This is a genomic window from Pseudoalteromonas sp. S8-8 (genome assembly GCF_000497875.1).
Classification (GTDB): domain Bacteria; phylum Pseudomonadota; class Gammaproteobacteria; order Enterobacterales; family Alteromonadaceae; genus Pseudoalteromonas; species Pseudoalteromonas arctica.
Map to the genome: position 1 here is coordinate 73,061 of NZ_AUTR01000070.1, position 22,045 is coordinate 95,105.

Sequence of the window (22,045 nt, forward strand, 5' to 3'; positions counted from 1 at the left end):
TAGACTAAAATAAAAAAGCTAGCCAAAGTATTGGCTAGCTTACTTTTGGTTATTTATTTTGAGCGTTACTGGGCTTCATCAAATGGCATCAGTAATGTTTTCATCGCAGGGCGAAGCGCTATTAGTACCGTTTCTTCGGTTAGCTCAGGGTAGAGTAACTTTCTGAGTAATAACCCCGCCATCATCGAAAAAATAACGTTAATTCGGCTTTCAAGTTCAAGCTCATCAATGTCTTTGAGCGCACTTCGCTCGCTTGTTAAAAGCTGTCTCATGCGCCCGCGTGCTTGAGTATCCATATCACGTAGCAATGAAGCTACTTTAACATTTCGACCTGCTTCAGCCATCATATCTAAGTCAACTACACATGCCCCTGTGTCCATGTGCCTTTGAACACCAATGTTTAAGCCATCTAAAAGAGCCGCCAAAACATCACCAGGGTGATCTTCAAACTGTTGGAAGATAGAAAACATTTCTTCCATGTCTTTTTCAATAATGCTTTCTATAATGGCTTCTTTACTTTCAAAGTAATTATAAATATGGCCTGCACTCATCCCTGCCGTTTTAGATATTTCAGCCATACCTGCACCGTGATAACCTTTTCGGCGAAAACACTCTGCAGCAGCTGTTAATATTTGCTCACGCCTAGCAAGTGCTATCGCGGGATCTGTTTGCCTTTTTGCTTTAGGCTTCATGTTCAACTCCACTACCAAGTCATAAACTCAGTAAAGCAAGAGCTATAAATAGTCTCGCTATATAAATATGTAATGCGGCTTTAAAAGCCGCAAATATTATTTCTCTTCCTGAGCTGTTTCACTGGTTACGTTCCATCCGCCACCAAGCGCTTTGTACAGATTAATTTGGCTTGCAAGATACGCTTGCTGACCCGAAATTAATTGTTGCTGAGCGCCGTACCACGTACGCTGAGCATCAAGTACTTGCAAGTAGCTATCTGCGCCTTTTTCGTAACGCATTTTTGATAAATCAAACGTGATTTGTCGGCTACTTATAAGCATATCAAGGGCACTTAATTGCTCTTGGTAACCTTCTCTGTCAGCAAGTGCATCGGCAACTTCGCGAAACGCATTTTGAATTTTTTGCTGATAAGTAGCCACTGCAATTTCTTGATCAGCTTTTGCTACATCAAGATTTGCTTGGTTACGTCCCATATTAAAAATAGGTAAGCTAATTGACGGCACAAAACTCCATGTACCTGAGCCTGAATCAAACAAGCCACTTAAATCACTTGAAGCAGATCCGGCATTGGCTGTTAAGCTAATACTTGGATAAAACGCCGCACGTGCAATACCAATATTGGCATTTGCAGCAAGCATTAAATGCTCAGCGGCTTTAATATCAGGGCGTTGCGATAACAGGTCAGACGGTAAACCAACCGGCACTTCTGGCATGCTGATCAAGTTAGTCAGGTCTTTACTAGGCAGTAAATCAGCTGAAACAGATTTACCCACTAATAAATCTAGGGCACTTTTATCACGCTTTAACAAACGCTTGTACGTTGCTATGTCTACTTTTGCTGTAGCAACTGTACTTCTAAGCTGCTCAAGGGTAATTGAAGAAGTTGCACCTAAATCAAAGCTTTTTTGCGTAAGCGATAATGACTCTTGCTGAGAGGTAAGCGTTTCTTTTGCAAGCTCTAGCAGTTGCAAATCAGTTGCATAATTTAGCCACGCATTTGCCAACTCTGAAATTAAAGACACCTGCGTGCTGTATTGACTAAGCTCTGTAGAGTATAAGTTTTGCAGTGCTTGCGCTGATTGGTTACTTACCTTGCCCCAAATATCTAACTCGTAAGAGGTAATACCCACTGTTGCACTGTATTGCGAGCTAATAGCTGCATCGCCAGTACCTGATAAGTCAGCCGGTAAACGCTGGCGCGTACCTGAGGCATTTAAATCAAGGGATGGATACAAAGCAGAGTCTTCAATTTGATATAAACCACGCACACGCTGCACATTAAGCACTGCAATTTGCATGTCTTTGTTATGCTCAAGGCTTTGACTAATTAACGTTTGTAGTTTTTCGTCATTAAAAAACTGCTGCCAATTTAATTGCTGCGCAGCGCTTTGCCCAGTATCTGATGCATAAGCATCAGATACTGGTAGAGCAAGGTCTTTTTGCTCTGGCGCTAATTGGCAACCACTTAGCACCAATAAAGCAATTGCACTTAGGCTGAATGTTTTAATGCTCATTCTGCGCTCTCCTTCGTTGTCTCTTTAGCTTTGCCAGGAAATACACGGCGTACTAACACAAAGAATAACGGAACAAAAACAACAACTAATATTGATGATGCAAGTGTGCCGCCAATAATCGAAATACCTAACGCATTTTGCGCACCAGAACCCGCGCTTGAGGCAATAGCAAGCGGTAAAACACCACAAATAAAGGCCATCGAAGTCATAAGTATTGGACGCAAACGAAGGCGAACAGCAGCAATAGCCGCATCAACTAAGCCAAGCCCTTCTTCCATTTTATGAATCGCAAACTCTACAATCAGTATCGCATTTTTAGATGCCAAACCAATGGTGGTCAACAAGCCTACCTGCAAGTAAATATCGTTAGATAAGCCACCGCCAAGCGCTGCCATAATTGCACCAAATATACCCAGTGGCACAATCATCATTACCGCAAACGGTACCGACCAACTTTCATAAAGCGCGGCTAAACATAAAAATACAAACAACAGCGATAAGCCATATAGTAGAGGTGCTTGACCGCTACTAGAGCGCTCTTGGAATGAAATACCGGTCCACTCAGACGAAATACCATTTGGTAATTGTTTAACTAAGCGCTCCATTTCATCCATTGCTTGGCCTGTACTGTAACCTGGCGCTGCACTACCTTGAATTTCCATTGCTGAAAAACCATTGTAACGCTCTAAACGCGGCGAACCATACGTCCAGTAGGCACTAGCAAACGCTGAAAACGGCACCATATCGCCATTATCATTGCGTACATACCACTTATTTAGATCCTCAGGCACCATGCGAGATTGTGCATCACCTTGCATATACACTTTTTTCACTCGACCACGGTCAATAAAGTCATTCACATAACTACTACCCCATGCTGTCGAAAGTGTACTGTTAATATCGTTTTGCGACACACCAAGCGCTTCGGCTTTTGCCAAATCTGTATCAAGTTGTAGCTCTGGCATATCTTCTTGTCCATTTGGACGTACGCCCGCTAAAATTGGACTTTGGCTTGCTAAGCCTAATAACTGATTTCGTGCAGCTAAAAGTGCGTCATGGCCAAGGCCTACACGGTCTTGTAAGAAAATATTGAAGCCATTAGCGGTTCCCAGTTCAACAATTGCAGGTGGCGGAAAGGCAAAAACAAATGCTTCTTTTATCGTTGAAAAGTAGCCCATCGCTTTACCTGCAACACCTTGAACAGATAACTCGTCACGCTGACGCTCATCCCAATGTTTAAGATTTACAAAGGCAATTGCTGAGTTTTGGCCAGAACCTGCAAAACTAAAACCAGTCACGGTAAAAATACCGTTTACTGCTTCAGATTGATCGTTTAAAAAGTGGTTTTCTACCTTTTTAACAACCTCAAGCGTTTGTTGTGTTGTAGAACCCGCTGGTAATGATACTTGGTTAAACAAAATACCTTGGTCTTCGTCAGGCAAAAATGCCGTTGGCAAGCTTGAGAATACATAAACCATACCGCCCACAATCACGCCATAAATAAGTAAGTAGCGTTTAGAGTGAGTAAGCATGCGCCCTACAAAGCTTTGTGCACCTGAATTTGTTTTATCAAAACCACGGTTAAAGCCTGTAAAAAACCGGCCAAACAACGTGTCATTGTTATGTACATGGCTTGGTTTTAAAAGCGTTGCACATAATGCTGGCGTTAAAATAAGAGCCACTAAAACAGATAACCCCATCGCCGATACGAGTGTTATAGAAAACTGACGATAAATTATACCGGTAGAGCCACTAAAGAATGCCATTGGAATAAATACCGCAGAAAGCACCATGGCAATACCTACCAGCGCGCCTTTAATTTCATCCATAGATTTACGTGTAGCTTCAAGTGCCGAGAGTTTTTCCTCGGTCATTAAACGCTCAACATTTTCTACAACAACAATTGCATCATCTACCAATAAGCCTATGGCAAGTACCATCGCAAACATCGTTAGCGTATTTATTGAATAACCAAAGGTGTATAAAATACCAAATGTACCTAGTAAAACCACAGGTACGGCAATAGTTGGAATAAGCGTTGCCCTAAAGTTTTGTAGGAACAAATACATAACCACAAAAACAAGTACAACAGCTTCAATTAATGTATGAATAACTTTTTCAATAGATAACGATACAAACGGTGTTGTATCGTAAGGTATTACGGCATCTAACCCCTCAGGGAAAAACGGTTTTAGCTCTTCAATTGCTTTTTTAACGCCCTCTGCGGTATCAAGTGCGTTAGCGCCACTGGCTAATTTAATACCTAAACCTGATGCAGGTTGCCCATCGTAACGAGCTACAACGCGATAGCTTTCACCGCCAAGCTCTACTTTAGCAACGTCCTCTAGACGTACAAAAGAGCCATCTGGATTGGTTTTAACTAATATTTGTTTAAATTGCTCTGGCGTTTGTAATCGGCTTTGCGCCGTTACTGTTGCATTAAGTTGCTGACCATCAACGGCAGGCATACCGCCAAGTTGACCGGCAGATACTTGTGCATTTTGCGCACTAATTGATGCACTAATATCAGCAGGTGTAAGCTTATAATTTTGTAACTTTGCAGGGTCTAACCAAATACGCATCGCGTACTGAGAACCAAACAGTTGTACTTCACCTACGCCTTCAACACGCGAGACAATATCTTGCACGTTTGATGAAACATAATCGCCAATATCAATATTGGTCATGCTGCCATCTTTAGACACAAATGCATAAACCATTAAAAAGTTACGCGCTGATTTTGCAACTACAACACCCTGCCTTTGTACGGCTTCTGGTAAAAGTGGAGTCGCTGTCGCTAGTTTATTTTGCACTTGAACTTGTGCAATATCAGGGTCTGTTTCGGCGCTAAACGAAAGTGTAAGTGTAGCAGAACCACTCGACTCAGACGTAGATGACATATAAAGCAAGCCATCAAGGCCTTTCATTTTTTGCTCAATAACTTGCGTTACCGTATCTTCAAGTGTACGTGCAGATGCACCAGGGTACGTTGCTGTAATACTTACTGCAGGCGGTGCAATTGAAGGATACTGCGAAATAGGTAAGCTCCTAATCGCCAAAATACCTGCAAGCATCACTACAATAGCGAGTACCCAAGCAAATATCGGTCTATCGATAAAAAATCGTGACATTAAAACTCTCCGTTATTGCGCTTGATCGGCTTTAGTAGACGATTGAATTTCAGAAGGATTCACTGGTGCACCAGGGCGGATTTTTTGTAAGCCTTCAACTATTAATTTATCGCCATCCATTAAGCCATCAGTAACAAGCCAATCAGAACCTATTGTGCGGTCTACTTTTAAAACACGGCTTTCTACTGTGTTGTCTTTGCTCACAACCATTGCTGTTGGTTCGCCTTTTGAATTACGGCTAACACCACGTTGCGGAGCTAAAATAGCACCCGCCTTAACACCTTCCACAATAGAAGCTCGGGCATACATGCCTGGCAGTAATAATTTTTCTGGGTTTGAAAATTTAGCACGTAGTATTACTGAGCCAGTACTTGGATCAACTGTCACTTCAGAAAACTGCAATGTGCCTTTATGAGGATAAACAGAACCATCTTCCATAATAAGTTCAACGTCAGTTTGGCTAGTCGAATCAACACTTAGAGCACCTGATGATATTGCTTTTTTAAGTTTGGTAAGCTCATTACTTGATTGTGTTAAATCGATATAAATTGGATCTAACTGAGTCACTGTAGCAAGTGCAGTACTTTGGTTAGCACTAACTAGTGCACCTACAGTTACGCTTGATTTACTAATTTGACCACTAATTGGTGACGACACATGGCTGTAATCAAGGTTAATTTGCGCCGATTTTAACTGCGCTTTAGCCGTTAATAATTCTGCTTTTGCTTGTTTGTATGCAGCATCTGCTTCATCAAAGTCTTGCTGACTTACCGCTTTTATTTTTAAAAGCTCGCTAAAACGAGATGCTTTAGCTTTACTACTTGAAATACTCGCCTGAGCACGTGCTACGCTTGCTTCACTTGCTGCTAAGTCTGCTTCAAATGTCGCAGGGTCTATTTGATACAGTCCTTGGCCTTGTTTAACCTCTTTACCTTCAACAAATAAACGAGATTGCACAATACCACTTACTTGTGGGCGAATTTCAGCAATTTGAAATGCACTGATACGACCAGGAAGTTCTTTTTTGAGAGTAAGCGCTTGGCTTTTTAATGTAAGTACACCCACTGGTACAGCTTTAGGAGCTGAAGCTTGTGACTGCTCAGCAGCCTGATCGCAACCAGTTAAAGCAACAGAACCGACGAGGGCTGACAATACAAATAAAGCGATGCGGGAACGCTGCATGTTAAATACCTTTTAGTTTAGAGTGAACGATCATTCTAAATTAAAACGCGCTGATAATGAATCTTAATTAGAAGAAATTTACACAAACTTACACTCCTCAGTACAATATACGTCTTAGGTTGCATTTAATGTTAATTAGATGAAAATAGAATCAAGACTGTATGAAAATAAAACAACTTAACATATTGAAATAATATCCCATTTTAGAAACAAAGTTTTTAACAGACACAAAAAAGCCAAGCAAATACAGCTTGGCTATTTATATAAAAACTAAAGCACACACCTTATTTTAAAGGATATTAGCACTCTGCGGGTTAATAACCCTTGAAACTAACAACTGCTCTACCCTAATTCCTTCTACATCAACAACTTCAAACTTAAAACCTGAAAAAGTTAAATGCTCCGCACGTTTAGGTATTCGCTTCATATTGTAAATTAAAAAGCCAGCGACCGTTTCATAGTGCATCTGGTCAGGAAATTCTTCTATATCAAGTACTTTTGCTAAATCGGTAATTGGGGTTAAGCCATCTACAAGCCATGAATTTTTATCGCGTTCTATGATTAATTCGTCGCCTTGATGAGTAATTAAATCACCCATAAACCCTTTCATTAAATCTTTTACCGTTACAATGCCCACCGAAAGCGCATATTCGTTTACGACAACAGCAAATGGTTTTGCTGCACTTTTAAACGCATTTAAAGCTTCAGATAAGCTTAGTGTTTCCGGTAAGTAAAAAACATCTTTATCAATGAGATCATCGTTTATATTGGCAGCTTCGCCCTTTAGTACTTGTCGTAAAATATCTTTAGATTCAACAGAGCCATGCAACTTATCTAAATTTCCTGACACCACTAAAAAGTGGTTATGAGGATGGTCAATAATTTTAGTCGCAATATCATGGCTAGATTCGTTTAAATCAAAATATACAATTTGGTCGCGTGGCGTCATTACGCTTGATAAAAATCGCGCTTCTAGGTCAAACACATTGCCAATGAGTTCATATTCTTGCTTTTGCAAACTACCGTATGCAGCACCTGCTTCCATCATGGCAACAATGTCCTCTGTTGTCACATTGTCTTCTCGCTCAGCGGGCACTTTAAATAAGCGCAGCACAAAGTTAGTGACACCATTAAAAAACATCACCAGCGGGGTTAATGCAAAGGTAACCCAGCGCATTATTGTAACCACTCTAACAGCGACCGCTTCTGGCATGATCATCGCTAAACGCTTTGGCATTAAATCGGCGAACAATATAAACAAGGATGTAATAGTAAAAAACGAGAATAAAAAGCTAATTTTTTCTAAATGCGCACCTTGATAAAACAATACCAACACACTTTCAACATAAGGCGATAAGGCCTGCTCGCCCACAATACCACCCAAAATCGCTATCGCGTTGAGTGCTATTTGGATCATGGCAAAAAAAGCCCCTGGATTTTCTTGTAGCTTTAGTACCGCTGCTGCCTTTATATTCCCTTCATCTGCCATTACTCGCAGTTTTATTTTACGCGACGCTGCAATTGCTATTTCTGACATAGCAAACAACGCACTGATCAAGATCAATAAGCTAATCCCGATTAAATCACCCATTTAACGCTCCAAAAAGTTAGTGCTTTTTTAAACAAAAAGCAGCTGGATTATAATCGGTTTTTAAAATGCGGCAATTTATATTTATAAAATATATTAAAGTAATTTAATTTCATGAGGTTACATTGATTAAACTGTTTTTTTAAACTGTTTAATTGCCTTTAAAGGCGACTTTTAATTGAACAACTAAGGCCGGATCCATATTTATATTACAAGCAAAAAATAATGGAGATTGAGCTGTATTTAGATTTAGTAATGGCTCGAGTAGCTCAAGCCTAGGCTCAGTTTTTATTCGATAGCTAAATTGCTTTTTGCTAAGAACAACAAAATCAAGAATATCGTGCCGAGTGCTTATGAGTTTATCTATTTTATCTAGGCTATCGATGAGTAATAAATGCTTGTTCTCACTAAAGCCCCTCTCAAGCAAATAGTGATGACTAAAGTTATCACGCAGTACTGCTATTTTATATTTTTTAGCATCATTGAGAGTATTTAACTTTATACCTCTGGACTTTAGACCATAAATAGCAGAATCAAAGCTTTCCAGTTCACCTACCCAGTTAAACTTACTTTCTCTATTAGGTAGTCGAACAATTGAAAATATACAGGTATTTTTATCGCGTAGCGCTGCATTGTAAGATATGGCCCAACTATGCGCCAACATAGTGTATTTTATACCAGTGCCTTCTAGCGCTTTATGAACTTTATCGACAGAACGGCCAACGAGTTTATTATCTTCATTGAGATACTGAAAGTCCGGAAATACTTCCGTTACTATTGTGATTTCAGTTGCATCAACTTTAATACAGCTAATGAACAATAAAAAGATCAATAATTTCATTCAGCAAGGCCTCAACTAACTCATTATAAGTATTTAATAAATATAGCTGAGGCTTTATGAACTGCTAGTTTTTAGTCATGTAATGCACACTTATACGCTGATAGTGCTAGTATTTATAGCGCATACAGCTTACTTGTTCATCGCACTAATTAAAAAGGCTGAAATTTTAGCGCCTTCTCTAAGTGTCGTTTCAGAGCTTGATTGGCCCACTAAAGAGCTGTCGGTAAATGGCGCTATTTCCATCATATCCGCACCCGTAATCGGAAACTCATCCGCAATGGCTGATAAAATATCAAGCGCATGCTGTGGTGTTAAACCATTATGTTCTGGCGTACCTGTGGCAGATGCAAACTCTGCATCAAGCGCATCAATATCAAAGCTTACGTATACTTCATCAACGTTATCAGCTTTTAATTGTGCAATAGCGTCGGCAGCAACCGCTGCTGCGCCGCACTCAATGATTTCATGTGCCCAATGTTGCTTAACGCCAAAGGTACTTTCCCAGTGCGCTTTAGGCTTGCCACTTGAGCGTATACCAAATTGTATTAAATGATGTGGTGCCGGTAAAAACTCTAAAATATGCGTACACCACGAGCCAAAACATAAATCTATGCCTAGGCGCTCAACAAGTAAATCGGTATGCGCGTCAAAGTGAATAATAGCGGTACGCTTACCTTGCTCACGTTTTGCTTTTAAGTAGGCTTTGGTAAGTGGGTAACTAATTGAGTGATCGCCACCAATACCAAATATCCCTTTATCTTTAAATGTTGCGTAAAAACTGTCGCATACATCCTCTGTGATTGATAACGGACTTACGTAGTAGTCGTTATCTTCATTACCGTATAGGGCTTTTTGGCAATTAGAAATGGTTGCATCATTTAGGTATTTATCATGAAGTAAATGTGGGATTACACGTACATCGCCTAAATCAAACGAGTGACACTGCGGTTGCTGATCAATTAAAGCTGAGCGCACAAACAGTGGCCCCCAGTTTGCACCGCGTAAAATACCACCGCCACAGTCTGAGCTAATACCTAACATAACGGCTTTATGTGGAGAATTTGGTAATTCATTTAAAGACTCGCGCCACAAATTATCAACGTTTTCAGTTTGTCCATAAAGTTTATTACGCAGTGCGGCTTTGCGCTCCTTTGCAGTATTTACTGTGTATACGCCATCACCCGGTGCGCACAAACAGTGCTCAACTTTGTTTTTAAATGCTTCAAATTGTGTGCTCATAATAAACTCCTTCGATTTTTATTCTGTACGTAGCTAATTACTTTTGATTAGTTATGCAAAATCACCAAAAGTGCCTAAACTTCAAATAAATTCCACTTTGCTAAATAAGTCTGAACCTAATATAAATAAACACGTTATCTTTTACGTGCTTAATAAAAATTTAAGCCATTGAATTAATTTAATATTAATGAACATTTACCATAAACTATTTAATTGTAGTTACGCGCTTGGTTGATACTTATTATGTCTGCTTGAACATGTCAACAGCACAACAAGGCTACTTGTATAAGCACTTGATTGAATATTCATAGTTGATGAATAAATCAAATTAGTTCTTAAAATTATTAAGACTTAATTGGAGGAGTTAAGATAAAACGGACAATCGTCCTGTACTTGATAAACGTTTCTAGCAATGATGCTAGATTGACACAATTTATTATAAAAAGGCTTAGCTATGGAAAAGGTATTTCACTTAGGACTATGTATTGACGATCTTAAAGGTGCAAAACTTGCGATTGTACCGGGCGATCCAGATCGTGCTGCACGCATTTCACAATTCCTAGACAACCCAACCTGCCTTGCTCAAACTCGTGAGTTTCATGTTTACTTAGGTCAACTAAACGGCCATTCGGTGGTTGTTTGTTCTACGGGTATTGGTGGTCCATCTACGTCGATTGCAGTAGAAGAATTAGCACAACTTGGCGTGCGTAAATTTTTACGTATTGGTACAACAGGTGCGATTCAGCCACATATCAACGAAGGTGAAATTTTAATTAGCCAAGCGTCTGTACGTTTAGACGGTGCAAGCCAGCATTTTGCTCCTCTTAGCTACCCTGCTGTGTCTGACTTTTATGCAACACAAGCTATGGTACAAGCATGTAAAAACTTAAATATCGATTTTCATATTGGTATTACTGCATCAAGCGATACATTTTATCCAGGACAAGAGCGTTACGATACGCATTCTGGTTACGTTCCTAAATCACTACAAGGTAGCTGCGAAGAGTGGCAAAAACTGGGCGTGATGAACTACGAAATGGAATCAGCAACATTATTTACTATGTGTGCAGCCCTTGGCTTACAAGCAGCATGTGTAGCAGGCGTACTTGTTAATCGTACTCGCCAAGAAATACCAAATGTTGACCATGGTGAAATTGAGCGTAAATCTGTAGCGGTAGTATTAGAAGCGGCTAAAGTATTACTTGATTAATACCAAGTAAACTCAATAGATAAAATTATAAAGCACAGCTCTGGCTGTGCTTTATTGTTTTTAAGAGGTTATTTTAGCTGAGCGCTAATTACTTCTATTGCCGGTAGATTTTTAAAACTTGCAAGTACAGCACGTGCTACACCCGCTTGGTTTTCATGGCCTGCGGTTTCTAAAAGTGTAATTGATTTTACTGTACTTTCGTTAAAGCTAAGCCCTGCGATAAATAATTGGCTAAGTGCACTTTGTAGTGGCGACAAGCTTGGGCTGTATGCTGCGTTTTCTGCGTAACTTCCGTAAAAATCACCATTTTCAAATGTACTAATTTTTACTGCACTAAAGTTTTTACTATAGGGTACGTATGCGTTTAATGCTGTACTTGCTAGTTTTTCATCTAGTTGATCATTTGCAAATACTTGCTGGTGAGGCTCTGGATTAAACAAGCTAAACGCGTTATCTAAATCAGTCGGCCCAAACGAGTGCGGCAGTAATTCTGCCAATTTAAAGTGTTGCTCTGGCAATAAAATATCAAACTCTTTCGCATCAGCGAGTTCGTTCATAAACTGACGACAATACCCACACGGTGCATCGCTAATCGCTATTTTAACTATTTTTTTGGCGCCGTTTAACCATGCGTTATTTATAGCCGATTGCTCTGCATGAACCACTAAACTCAATGCTTGATGATCAAACTCTACATTTGCACCAAAGTAAAAGTTTACCTCATCGTTTTCATCAAGTGCTTTAACAATTGCGCCTACATGAAAATCTGATATCGGCGCAACAGCATACTCAGAAGCCAAAAGTACTAAACCTTGTAATAATGCATCATCAGACACATTGAGTTGTGCGCATAACGCTTTAATATTATTAGAATTTAATATGCCATGTTGTGATTTTAATTGACTACGTAATGACGCTGTTTGCGCTACGTTTAATGTGATGTGAGAATTTGTAAGTGCTGTATCTTGCTGTACAGTAAAAGTTGCTGAAGCCATAACATTTTTTAATTATTCAATGGCTAAGTAGTTTAAAAGGTTAGGATGTTAAATACCAGCCTATTTAACGCAAAAAAAGGGAGCACATCGCGTGCTCCCTTTTAATACCAATAGGTATACCTAACAAAATAAAGTGTTAGCCGGTATTACGCATACCTGCTGCAATACCTGTCATCGTGATCATTAATGCATTATCAATGTCACCTTCGTTGCGTTTTTCCTCTGAGCGAGCACGGCGTAAAAGCTCAACCTGTAGTAAGTTAAGTGGATCGGTGTACGGGTTACGTAAACTAATCGACTCCTTAATCCAAGGTTGTTCGGCTAGTAGGCTTTTTTGCGGGCTAAGTGATTGTACCAAGCTAATGGCTTCTTGAAGCTCTTTTCGAAGTGTTACACCCAGTGGTTTGTACATATCTTCCACCAGCGCATTATCATAATGCTCACTCAACCAACAATCGGCTTTACTAAATACCATTTCTAGCATTTCTAGGCGCGATCTAAAGAACGGCCACTGTAAGCTCATTTCGTTTAGGGTTTCAGCGCCGTACTTATTAAGCGCAGCTTTTAAGCCTGTTAACGCACCTAGCCATGCAGGAAGCATTAAACGGTTTTGGCTCCACGCAAAAATCCATGGAATAGCACGCAGGCTTTCAACGCCACCATTAGGATTACGTTTTGCAGGGCGAGAGCCAAGCGGTAGCTTAGACAGTTCCAGTTCAGGTGTTGCCATTCTAAAGTAAGGTACAAAGTTTTCATCATGGCGAACTACATTACGGTAATGCTCACACGACTCCTCACTTATTAGCTTCATTACTTCGCGCCACTGCGGTTTTGGCTCTGGTGGCGGTAATAAGTTACTTTGCAGAACTGCGCCTGCGTAAATATTTAAGCTTTGCAGTGCTACATCGGGTAAACCAAATTTAAAGCGAATCATCTCGCCTTGCTCGGTTACACGCAAGCCACCTTTTAATGAGCCAGGCGGTTGTGAATGCAGCGCTTGTGCAGCGGGTGCACCACCACGCCCTACTGTACCACCACGTCCGTGGAATAAAACAAGCTCAATACCGCGTGCATCAGCAAGCTGTACTAGTTTATCCATTGCTTCGTACTGCGCCCAACCTGCTGCCATCATGCCAGCATCTTTAGCTGAATCAGAATAACCAATCATTACGTTTTGGGTGTTTTTAATGTGCCCGCGATACCAAACATTATCAAGCAATGTGGTAATTACATCACTGCCTGCGTTTAAATCGTCGAGTGTTTCAAACAACGGTGCTACTGGTAAATCAAAGCTACAGCCACTTTCTTTTAGCAATAGTTGTACTGCTAAGATGTCTGACGCTGTTCGCGCCATCGAAATAATATACAAACCAAATGTTGCTTCGTCTTGCTTGGCAATTACATCAAAGGTATCAAGTACTTCTTGTACATCTGGGCTTGGTTGCCAATGTTTTGGAATAAGCGGTCTGCGCGAGTTAAGCTCTGCAAGTAAAAATGCTTGTTTGTCTTGCTCTTGCCATTGGTTGTAGTCGCCTAAACCTAAGTAACGAGTCAGTTCTGAAAACACATCGCCGTGGCGAGACGAATCCTGGCGCACATCAAGTTTAGCTAAACGCAAACCAAAGCTATTTATACGGTGCAGTAAATCAAGTAATAAGCCATCCGCAACTACTTTCATATTACACTTTAATAACGAGCGATAGCACACTTCAACTGGGTGCTTAAGCTGATTAATATTAGTAATTAAATCTTGTGAATCGCTGCGCTTATTTTTAATTTTAGCACCTAAGTGCGCCACTGTTTCTGCAACTTGGTTTTTAAGCTTTTTGATTACCGCTCTATATGGTTCAAACTCTTGCCCTGCAAGCTCAACAAGCTCATCACTGGCATCTGACATAGAGAGTTCAGCGCACAACGTTTTTAAATCTTGAATGTATAAGTTAAGTGCCATCCAACGACCATGATCAAGCACTTCTTTTGTTACCTGCGATGTTACAAATGGATTACCATCACGGTCTCCACCCATCCACGATGTAAACTCAATTGGGCTGTAATCTATTGGTAACTCTAAGCTCAACTGGTCTTTAACATTCGCTGAAAATTCACGTAAAAAGCGCGGAACCGCATGCCACAGGCTATTTTCTATTACTGCATAGCCCCATTTGGCTTCATCAACTGGCGTTGGGCGAGAGCGACGAATATCGTCGGTATGCCAAGCTTGGCTAATCAGCTGTTCAATACGATTTAAAATATTGTCCCGCTCTTGCACTAAGTTATCTTTTCGCTCTAATGACGCTAAGCAATCACTTAGTTCAACGTGTTTGTTAATAATAGTACGGCGCGTAACCTCGGTTGGGTGAGCGGTCAATACTAAGTTTATGTGGAGTTTTGAGAGTGTTTCGGCCAAATGATTACTGTCTAACTGGCCTTGTTCTGCTTTTGTAGCTAACGTTTTTAATGTTTGAGTGAGAGGGTTTTGTTGACCAAGGCCAACGTCATTAAAACGCGAAACGGTATGAAATTGCTCTGCTACATTAGCAAGGTTTAAAAAATGATTAAATGAACGGGCAACCGGTAAAAGCTCTTCATCACTAAGCGCATGTAAAACATCTATTAGCGCTTGTCTGTCGTCTTCGTTACCACTGCGAGATGATTTTGATAAAGCACGAATTTCTTCCACTTTATCTAAAATCGCTTGACCTTGGGCATCTTTGATTGTTTGTCCTAGTAGTTGCCCTAGTAAATTTACATTACCTCGCAAGGCGGCGTATTGTTCACTCATTTATCAGTCTCCATTTTTTCGTAGGACACTATTAATATCATCATGAAGAGATATTTAATAGATCCATTTGCAATGTCTTGTCGTAAAAAAGTATATATAAAATAATCACAAAGCATTCACATGATCATTTTTTACGATGGTAACTGCCCTCTTTGTAGCACCGAAATGCAGCAACTAAAACACGCTGATAACAAAAACTTAATTACGCTTGAAGATCTTAACGCGAGCGACTTCAGTGAGCGCTACCCGTATATTGATAAAGACAAAGCAATGAACTACCTGCAAGCTCAAAAGCGATCAGGTGAAATGATTTATGGGCTTGATGTAACTTACGAAGCATGGAAAATAGTGGGTAAACACAGCTGGTTGAAAATTTTTCGCTTGCCAATAATTCGCTTTTTCGCTGACTGCGGATACCTATTATTTGCTAAGTATCGGCACCCCATCAGTCGCTTTTTAATGCCAAATACTCAGTGCAGTAACGGCCAATGTGGACTAAAAGCAAAAGGTGATAAATGAAAACTATTGTTTTATTCGGCGCAAGCAGTGCCATAGCAAATGCATATATAGAACATCTACAAATAAACACGCCTACTCATCAGATCGTTTGTATTAGTTCAAAAAGTATTGAGTCTGGCTCAAGTGTTGTCCACCTGCATACTGACTACACAAAGCAAAGTTTAGTGCGCGTTACTAATTACCTAAAAGAGCAAAATGCCGATATACAACAAGTTATTATATTCAATGGTACACTGCACAACGAAACCCATATGCCCGAAAAAAAGCTGGAGGATTTAGACGCTGAGTATTTTAGCCAACTTCTAAATTCAAACACTCTAACTCCCCTACTTTGCTTACAGAGCGTATTACCGCTATTAACCCACAAAACGCAGTGTACTATTACTGCATTAAGTGCGCGCGTAGGCAGCATAAACGACAATAAATTAGGTGGTTGGTATACTTACCGCGCATCTAAAGCGGCGCTTAACATGCTATTTAAAACCGCTGCTATAGAGCTTGCTCGTCGTGCTAAAAATACCAAACTCATTCTGTTTCACCCTGGCACTACCGATACAGCACTTTCAAAGCCCTTTCAAAAAAATGTACCCGAAGGCAAATTATTTACGCCTGAATTTGTAGCCAAGCAACTATTTGAATTAACAAACAATAACCCTGACTTAAAACTAAACGGTGAGCCTGCTTATTTAGACTGGCAAGGCTCAACCATACCGTGGTAAGGATTTTTAATGCATTTTACTAAAGCGCGTATAGACGCACTTGAAAAACATACCCGCACACATTTAATTAATTCCCTTTCGGGTTTTAAAAGCGCTAATTTAATTGGCACGCAAGACTTACTCGGCAATACCAACTTGTCGATTGTAAGCTCGGTTATTCACCTTGGGGCTAACCCACCGTTAGTCGCCATGATTATGCGCCCTCATAGTGTGCCGCGTCATACGTTTGAAAATATTTTACAAACGGGCACTTACACTATTAATCAAGTAAATAAGTCGATTTATAAGCAAGCTCATCAAACCTCAGCTCGGTACGATAAAGACGAGTCTGAGTTTGATGCTACAGGCTTAACTCCTGAATACTTAAACGACTTTGCAGCGCCTTTTGTAAAAGAAAGCCGCTTAAAGTACTCGGTTAAACTTGTAGAAAACCAACATTTAGCCATCAATGGGACTGAGCTCGTTATTGGCGAAATTATGGATGTTTTTGTTGATAAAGCCGCGCTGCAAAGCGATGGTTTCCTAGATTTACAAGCAATAGAAACAGTGGCAGTAACCGGGCTTGATAGCTACCACACAAGCAATAAACTCACGCGTTTACCTTACGCTAAAAAATAATATGACCATTTAAGAGGCTATAAACTATTAGCCTCTTATCGCATAACATTGAATTTTACCTTGGTATTAATCACACTAGCTAAAAATCCAAGGAGAAAAATATGACTACCATCGGTATTGGTACACAATCGAGCGAGCAAGCGTTGGCAAGCCTAAGTAATATGACGCAAACGCTAACCCCTATTGCTGCTGACGAACATTTAGAGCGCATAGCCAAAGCGCAAGCGTATATGCTAGCAAACAACATAGATGCAATTTATTTAAACGCTGGCACCAACCTTACCTACTTTACAGGCATGAAATGGTACGCGAGCGAGCGCATGGTTGGCGCGATATTACCCGCCCTTGGTGAAGTACAATACATTGCGCCTTATTTCGAAATTGGTTCACTAAACGGGTTTAAAGTAATAGAGGGGCCTATTCATGGGTGGCAAGAGCACGAAAACCCTTATGCACTTTTTGTTGAAGTACTAAAAAAACTAAACATTAATGAAAACGCAACCATTGGCATTGATGAAAGCGCACAATTTTTTATATTCGACGGCATTAATAAAGCGCAAACGGGTTTAACACTCATAAACGCACAACCTGTAACGGCGCATTGCCGTATGCATAAATCAATTCACGAGCTTAGCTTAATGCAGCGCGCAATGGATATGACCTTAGCCGTGCATCAAGCCACAGCAAGCATGCTTTATGAGGGAATAACCACCACCGAAGTAGAAGCCTTTATTAAGCAAGCACATCAAAAAGTAGGCGCACCAGGTAACTATTTTTGTATTGTTTTATTTGGTGTTGCAACGTCTTTTCCGCACGGTGTTAAAGACGCGCAAGTGCTTAAAAAAGGCGATATGGTATTAATAGATACCGGCTGTAAAGTACACGATTACCTATCAGATATAACCCGTACCTATGTATTTGGCGAACCAACAATGCGCCAACGCATGTTTTGGGATCATGAAAAAGCAGCGCAAATGGCTGCGTTTAATGCCGCTAAAATTGGTGCTACCTGCGAAGACGTAGACGCTGGCGCACGTACTTATTTAGCGGCGCAAGGGCTAGGTCCGCATTACCAAACACCGGGTTGCCCGCATCGAACTGGTCACGGCATTGGGCTAGACATTCATGAATGGCCATACCTAGTTGGCGGTGATAAAACCCCACTTGCCCCAGGCATGTGCTTTAGTAACGAGCCAATGTTAGTTATACCTGATGAATTTGGCGTACGTTTAGAAGATCATTTTTACATGACCGACAACGGCCCTCATTGGTTTACACAACCAAGTTATAGTATTGACGACCCATTTGGGCTTAACGCTTAAAACTGAATACCTTCAAGAGCAGCTGTTTAGTTGCTCTTTTTAGTTTGGTATTGATAAAGCTAAATTAATCCCAATATCCTTTTTTATACTTAGTTATAAGCAATCCTCAAAAGGATAAATATGAAAAACTTTAAAATTGATATCGTTTCAGACGTAATGTGCCCTTGGTGTGTAGTGGGTTATAAAAACCTAGAAACTGCACTAGAGCAACTTAAAGACGAAATGAGCGCAGATATTACGTGGCATCCTTTTGAACTAAATCCAGATATGCCAATTGAAGGTCAAGACTTAAACGAACATTTAATGCAAAAGTACAACCTAAGTGAAGAACAAGGCGACGAAAATCGTAAAAACATGTTCGAAGCCGGTCAGCGTGCTGGGTTTACCTTTAATTTTGATGGCAAACGCATCATGATCAACAGCTTTGATTTGCATCGTTTATTAATGTGGGCACGTGAAGAAGGTAAACAAACGAAGCTAAAACTCGCCTTTTTTGAAGCGCACTTCACAGATTTAAAATACTTAAACCAAGAAGAAGCGTTGCTCGACGTTGTTGAAAAAGTGGGTCTTGATAAAGAAACTGCGCGCGGTATTCTACATTCAGACAAATACGTACAAGACGTACGCCAAGAGCAAGACAACTTTAAACAGATGGGTATTACGTCAGTACCTACATTTATCATAAACGATAAATATGCACTTACTGGCGGACAACCAAGCGACTCATTCATTCAAGCACTTAAACAAATTAGTGAAGAAGAAGCTAAGCAAGACGCTTAATACACAAATAAAGTTTAAAATTAAGAAAGGCTGCACATTGCAGCCTTTCTTGTATATTCATCAGTGCAAAAAAATACAAATTTATTATTTACCTTGAATCTCTTTTGGTGTCATTATAGAAACGACATCTAAAAAATCGATAACAATACCTATAAAGGGATTTATAATGAAATATATAATTACAACATTGACGTCACTGTTTCTTTTAACCGCATGTTCGACAACACCTCTACCTGATAGCCCTAACTCTACGCTAATAATGCCCAGCCCTCCGGAGTATCCAATTAAAAGTGTCCGTGAAAAAATTGAAGGTAGTGTGACAATGTCTTTTGATGTAAATACATCTGGTAAGCCCATTAATATTAAAGTGATTAAAGCTGAGCCTGTGAAAATTTTTGATAAAGCAGCGATTCGCTCTCTTTCTAAATGGCGTTACGCACCTAAAGTAGTTAATGGTATTGCGGTAGTTGATGAAGACTTAGAAATGACTATAGATTTTAATTTAGCAAAATAATAACTAACTCATTTTGACTAAAAGGGAACATTCATTTGTGTCTTCATAATTTCCTTTATTTATTAATACTTATCAATAAAATAACCTAATTTATATGCGACTAAAAATGTAACTATCAGTATAGCCAAGGATATACTCAACCTTTTGAAGGCAATTAATTTCATTTCAATAGGATTCATTAAAGCAGCTAATAAATTGCCGAGCACACTTAAAAATGATATTAAGAATAAAAATAAAAGGACAAAACCAATAATTGTTTCAATCATTTAATTACCATGTATAGATCCTTGGTTGTTTAATAGCTGCTTCAATAATTAAAATAGACTGTCACGTTATTTGGACTAACAAAACTGTGCTACTAAATTTACTTTTTAAACTTAGAGTTCATCTTTTTCCTTTCCATTTTTCCCTAAGAAATAGGGGTAGGTGTAAGTGTTATTTAGCATTGGCATTGGCATTGGCATTGGCATTGGCATTGGCATTGGCATTGGCATTGGCATTGGCATTGGCATTGGCAGAAAATAAAAAACTAATAAATACTCTAAATAACATTTTATTTAATATCCTTATTAAAAATAAACCTCATCACCTAAAAACAAAAAGACCTGACTCTATTTATTTACTTTTTCTTGAAGCTGTAAATAAAATAAAAGTTATCACTTTTCTTATGTAAGCATAGGCCCTCTTTAGAAATAGGGTTACAAGTGTTTGTGAAGGTATTTTTATCTATATTATCCTTACTCTTGCTTGCTATAGCATAGGTAAACTTAAAGTCTTTAGTATCTTTTCTAATAACCTCTAAACCATAAATCCCATATGAGTTTCTTTTTCCAGATAAAACCCCAATTTCGCTTGCTATCTTAGTGATCTCATATAGCTCCACATCGATTTTTTTTAAATCACTACTGACTAAAGGAAAGTTGCTTCCTGCTATATATTCATTTGGGTTTTCTTTTAAATATTTCAATATTGCAATTAATTCTTTATGATTATTAGAAACTATTTTAGAAGCTATATTTTCACTTTCTAAAATTAAACTCTCACTTATAGCTTCGTAATTTTCATCCGCTCCACACGACACTAATAGAAAAAAACTGAATAATATGTAAAGTCTAAAAATCAACATGACTTACCCCTCCCATTTTTTCATATTCTGCCCATATTGGAATAAATTAAGATGACACCCACCCTAATTCTTAGTTCGTCAAAGTGTAAATTTAGGATAGGTGATGAGAAGGACGCTTGCTAAGACGCGTCAATTGCTAAACAGTTTAGATAAACTAAGTACGATAAAGCACTTTAATAACATGCCAGCCGAATTTTGTTTTAACTAGGTGAGGCTCTAAAATTGCGCCTTTAAACGCAATTTTATCGAACTGTGGAACCATTTGGCCGCGTCCAAATTCACCTAAGTCTCCGCCTTTTTTGCCCGATGGGCATGACGAATACTTTTTAGCTAAGGTTTGAAACTTTGCACCTTTACCCAATTGCTTAATAATATCTTCTGCAATTTCTTTGTGCTTAACCAAAATGTGAAGTGCATGTGCTGTGTTTGCCATTAAAAAAGCCTTTTATACCGTTAGCTAAAATTAAACGCGGCGATTTTAGCACAGCCACCTAAACCTAGCATCTACTTATAGCTAACCAATCTAATAATTGGCAACACTCAATAGTATACTTTAATTCACGAAACCTGATATTTGATCTAAGCAGCTATATTCAGGGTCTGAGAATGGGCTTAACCTAGTTACTTTCCTTATTCGTGGTGCTTTACTTTTTTCATGGCTGGAAATAACGCCCTCCACTAAAAGCATTCTATTGCTACAACGCTTAACAAACCCCTCCGTTACATCACCGTAAAATGGGAATACTAAGTATTGCTTTGACATATTCTCTAAAGCTGCACGATCTTCATAAAAATCAAGGTGTCCATAATATCCAACTAAGCACACTTTAGTTCCAATCAGCTCACTTTGATTCTTAAACAGTTGACCCCATGATACTTTTTTACATTCAATATTTTCCTGTAAAGGAAATGCTTTTACAGAAAAAACAGCTACTATTAAAAATAACAATTTAGACATAGATATAAATTTTTCATATTTTCCTCCTATGTTTACAATAAGAAAAATTATACATTTGGCTTCTATTAATTTTCGGGGAGGATAGCCCTATAACGCATCCGTACACTCTAACCTGAGAGGCCTAGCCATTTTATAACCTATCAATTTGTATAAATTAATACCTCAAGATTAGCAGTAATCAACCAAAGGCAAGAAGAAAAAACCCTAACAGCTGACCGATGCATAAGCAGCTTATATTGCATCATTGCGGTTATTCCACTGCTTAAAGTATTTGTCTAATGGAGCACTATGATTCAAAACATTAGTAAATTTCT

General features: G+C 39.3%; 20 protein-coding genes. 7 read left to right on the forward strand and 13 right to left on the reverse strand.

The genetic code is table 11. The annotated features are described in order from the left end of the window. Positions 1 to 65: 65 nt before the first annotated feature. From L659_RS0121215 to L659_RS0121245, 7 genes are all read right to left on the reverse strand, one after another. Entirely contained in the window at positions 66 to 692 is a 627-nt protein-coding gene (locus L659_RS0121215) for a TetR/AcrR family transcriptional regulator (protein ID WP_024591828.1), read from the reverse strand. A gap of 96 nt (positions 693 to 788) precedes the next feature. Continuing rightward, on the reverse strand, positions 789 to 2,207 hold the full coding sequence (locus tag L659_RS0121220) for an efflux transporter outer membrane subunit (protein WP_024591829.1): 1,419 nt from the start codon (positions 2,205 to 2,207) through the stop codon (positions 789 to 791). Then, positions 2,204 to 5,338: an efflux RND transporter permease subunit gene (locus tag L659_RS0121225; RefSeq protein WP_024591830.1), complete on the reverse strand. Its 3,135-nt coding sequence runs from the start codon at positions 5,336 to 5,338 to the stop codon at positions 2,204 to 2,206. The genes L659_RS0121220 and L659_RS0121225 overlap by 4 nt, the downstream gene beginning before the upstream one ends. A 12-nt stretch (positions 5,339 to 5,350) precedes the next feature. Further along, positions 5,351 to 6,520: an efflux RND transporter periplasmic adaptor subunit gene (locus L659_RS0121230; RefSeq protein WP_024591831.1), complete on the reverse strand. Its 1,170-nt coding sequence runs from the start codon at positions 6,518 to 6,520 to the stop codon at positions 5,351 to 5,353. A gap of 289 nt (positions 6,521 to 6,809) precedes the next feature. Continuing rightward, the gene (locus L659_RS0121235) at positions 6,810 to 8,111 is read right to left on the reverse strand and encodes a hemolysin family protein (RefSeq protein ID WP_007582388.1); all 1,302 of its coding nucleotides are present in this window, start codon (positions 8,109 to 8,111) and stop codon (positions 6,810 to 6,812) included. Between the two features lie 148 nt (positions 8,112 to 8,259). Next, positions 8,260 to 8,949 carry a transporter substrate-binding domain-containing protein gene (locus L659_RS0121240; RefSeq protein ID WP_024591832.1) on the reverse strand — a complete coding sequence of 230 codons (690 nt, stop codon included), beginning with the start codon at positions 8,947 to 8,949 and terminating at the stop codon, positions 8,260 to 8,262. A 129-nt stretch (positions 8,950 to 9,078) separates the two neighbouring features. Further along, a complete protein-coding gene (locus tag L659_RS0121245; RefSeq protein ID WP_024591833.1) occupies positions 9,079 to 10,188 on the reverse strand; it encodes an arginase family protein in 1,110 nt (369 codons plus the stop codon). Between the two features lie 454 nt (positions 10,189 to 10,642). On the opposite strand from L659_RS0121245, the gene udp reads away from it, so the two are divergent. Continuing rightward, positions 10,643 to 11,398 carry a uridine phosphorylase gene (gene udp / locus L659_RS0121250; RefSeq protein WP_007582384.1) on the forward strand — a complete coding sequence of 252 codons (756 nt, stop codon included), beginning with the start codon at positions 10,643 to 10,645 and terminating at the stop codon, positions 11,396 to 11,398. A gap of 68 nt (positions 11,399 to 11,466) precedes the next feature. Here the strand turns inward: udp and cdd are convergent, their stop codons facing one another. Beyond that, positions 11,467 to 12,393, reverse strand: a complete 927-nt coding sequence (gene cdd / locus L659_RS0121255) for a cytidine deaminase (RefSeq protein ID WP_024591834.1) — start codon at positions 12,391 to 12,393, stop codon at positions 11,467 to 11,469. 136 nt (positions 12,394 to 12,529) lie between these two features. Beyond that, positions 12,530 to 15,175 (reverse strand): phosphoenolpyruvate carboxylase, encoded by a 2,646-nt coding sequence (gene ppc / locus L659_RS0121260; RefSeq protein WP_007582382.1) that lies wholly within the window; start codon positions 15,173 to 15,175, stop codon positions 12,530 to 12,532. A 120-nt stretch (positions 15,176 to 15,295) separates the two neighbouring features. Between ppc and L659_RS0121265 the strand changes: the two genes are divergently transcribed. The 6 genes from L659_RS0121265 (at position 15,296) to L659_RS0121290 (ending at position 19,647) form a co-directional block, all read left to right on the forward strand. Then, positions 15,296 to 15,694: a thiol-disulfide oxidoreductase DCC family protein gene (locus L659_RS0121265; protein ID WP_024591835.1), complete on the forward strand. Its 399-nt coding sequence runs from the start codon at positions 15,296 to 15,298 to the stop codon at positions 15,692 to 15,694. Next, positions 15,691 to 16,413: an SDR family NAD(P)-dependent oxidoreductase gene (locus L659_RS0121270; protein WP_024591836.1), complete on the forward strand. Its 723-nt coding sequence runs from the start codon at positions 15,691 to 15,693 to the stop codon at positions 16,411 to 16,413. The genes L659_RS0121265 and L659_RS0121270 overlap by 4 nt, the downstream gene beginning before the upstream one ends. Before the next feature lie 9 nt (positions 16,414 to 16,422). Further along, positions 16,423 to 17,031, forward strand: a complete 609-nt coding sequence (locus L659_RS0121275; protein WP_024591837.1) for a flavin reductase family protein — start codon at positions 16,423 to 16,425, stop codon at positions 17,029 to 17,031. A gap of 101 nt (positions 17,032 to 17,132) precedes the next feature. Further along, on the forward strand, positions 17,133 to 18,353 hold the full coding sequence (locus tag L659_RS0121280; protein WP_024591838.1) for a M24 family metallopeptidase: 1,221 nt from the start codon (positions 17,133 to 17,135) through the stop codon (positions 18,351 to 18,353). A gap of 120 nt (positions 18,354 to 18,473) precedes the next feature. Then, positions 18,474 to 19,133 (forward strand): DsbA family oxidoreductase, encoded by a 660-nt coding sequence (locus L659_RS0121285; RefSeq protein WP_024591839.1) that lies wholly within the window; start codon positions 18,474 to 18,476, stop codon positions 19,131 to 19,133. 166 nt (positions 19,134 to 19,299) lie between these two features. Beyond that, a complete protein-coding gene (locus tag L659_RS0121290; protein WP_024591840.1) occupies positions 19,300 to 19,647 on the forward strand; it encodes an energy transducer TonB in 348 nt (115 codons plus the stop codon). Between the two features lie 62 nt (positions 19,648 to 19,709). Here L659_RS0121290 and L659_RS0121295 read toward each other — a convergent pair whose 3' ends face one another. The 4 genes from L659_RS0121295 to L659_RS0121315 all read right to left on the reverse strand — a co-directional run bounded on the left by L659_RS0121295 (position 19,710) and on the right by L659_RS0121315 (position 21,731). After that, the gene (locus L659_RS0121295; protein WP_024591841.1) at positions 19,710 to 19,913 is read right to left on the reverse strand and encodes a hypothetical protein; all 204 of its coding nucleotides are present in this window, start codon (positions 19,911 to 19,913) and stop codon (positions 19,710 to 19,712) included. Positions 19,914 to 20,266: 353 nt separating this feature from the next. Continuing rightward, the gene (locus L659_RS0121305) at positions 20,267 to 20,773 is read right to left on the reverse strand and encodes a hypothetical protein (protein WP_024591842.1); all 507 of its coding nucleotides are present in this window, start codon (positions 20,771 to 20,773) and stop codon (positions 20,267 to 20,269) included. Positions 20,774 to 20,927: 154 nt separating this feature from the next. Beyond that, complete coding sequence (locus L659_RS0121310; protein WP_008171402.1) at positions 20,928 to 21,206, reverse strand: peptidylprolyl isomerase; 279 nt, start codon at positions 21,204 to 21,206, stop codon at positions 20,928 to 20,930. 120 nt (positions 21,207 to 21,326) lie between these two features. Continuing rightward, positions 21,327 to 21,731, reverse strand: a complete 405-nt coding sequence (locus tag L659_RS0121315) for a hypothetical protein (RefSeq protein WP_024591843.1) — start codon at positions 21,729 to 21,731, stop codon at positions 21,327 to 21,329. Between the last annotated feature and the right edge of the window lie 314 nt (positions 21,732 to 22,045).

Coding starts and splice junctions, on each gene's coding strand:
- L659_RS0121215 (WP_024591828.1), bottom strand. CDS start 692: ATGAAGCCTAAAGCAAAAAGGCAAACAGATCCCGCGATAGCACTTGCT.
- L659_RS0121220 (WP_024591829.1), bottom strand. CDS start 2,207: ATGAGCATTAAAACATTCAGCCTAAGTGCAATTGCTTTATTGGTGCTA.
- L659_RS0121225 (WP_024591830.1), bottom strand. CDS start 5,338: ATGTCACGATTTTTTATCGATAGACCGATATTTGCTTGGGTACTCGCT.
- L659_RS0121230 (WP_024591831.1), bottom strand. CDS start 6,520: ATGCAGCGTTCCCGCATCGCTTTATTTGTATTGTCAGCCCTCGTCGGT.
- L659_RS0121235 (WP_007582388.1), bottom strand. CDS start 8,111: ATGGGTGATTTAATCGGGATTAGCTTATTGATCTTGATCAGTGCGTTG.
- L659_RS0121240 (WP_024591832.1), bottom strand. CDS start 8,949: ATGAAATTATTGATCTTTTTATTGTTCATTAGCTGTATTAAAGTTGAT.
- L659_RS0121245 (WP_024591833.1), bottom strand. CDS start 10,188: ATGAGCACACAATTTGAAGCATTTAAAAACAAAGTTGAGCACTGTTTG.
- udp (WP_007582384.1), top strand. CDS start 10,643: ATGGAAAAGGTATTTCACTTAGGACTATGTATTGACGATCTTAAAGGT.
- cdd (WP_024591834.1), bottom strand. CDS start 12,393: ATGGCTTCAGCAACTTTTACTGTACAGCAAGATACAGCACTTACAAAT.
- ppc (WP_007582382.1), bottom strand. CDS start 15,175: ATGAGTGAACAATACGCCGCCTTGCGAGGTAATGTAAATTTACTAGGG.
- L659_RS0121265 (WP_024591835.1), top strand. CDS start 15,296: ATGATCATTTTTTACGATGGTAACTGCCCTCTTTGTAGCACCGAAATG.
- L659_RS0121270 (WP_024591836.1), top strand. CDS start 15,691: ATGAAAACTATTGTTTTATTCGGCGCAAGCAGTGCCATAGCAAATGCA.
- L659_RS0121275 (WP_024591837.1), top strand. CDS start 16,423: ATGCATTTTACTAAAGCGCGTATAGACGCACTTGAAAAACATACCCGC.
- L659_RS0121280 (WP_024591838.1), top strand. CDS start 17,133: ATGACTACCATCGGTATTGGTACACAATCGAGCGAGCAAGCGTTGGCA.
- L659_RS0121285 (WP_024591839.1), top strand. CDS start 18,474: ATGAAAAACTTTAAAATTGATATCGTTTCAGACGTAATGTGCCCTTGG.
- L659_RS0121290 (WP_024591840.1), top strand. CDS start 19,300: ATGAAATATATAATTACAACATTGACGTCACTGTTTCTTTTAACCGCA.
- L659_RS0121295 (WP_024591841.1), bottom strand. CDS start 19,913: ATGATTGAAACAATTATTGGTTTTGTCCTTTTATTTTTATTCTTAATA.
- L659_RS0121305 (WP_024591842.1), bottom strand. CDS start 20,773: ATGTTGATTTTTAGACTTTACATATTATTCAGTTTTTTTCTATTAGTG.
- L659_RS0121310 (WP_008171402.1), bottom strand. CDS start 21,206: ATGGCAAACACAGCACATGCACTTCACATTTTGGTTAAGCACAAAGAA.
- L659_RS0121315 (WP_024591843.1), bottom strand. CDS start 21,731: ATGTCTAAATTGTTATTTTTAATAGTAGCTGTTTTTTCTGTAAAAGCA.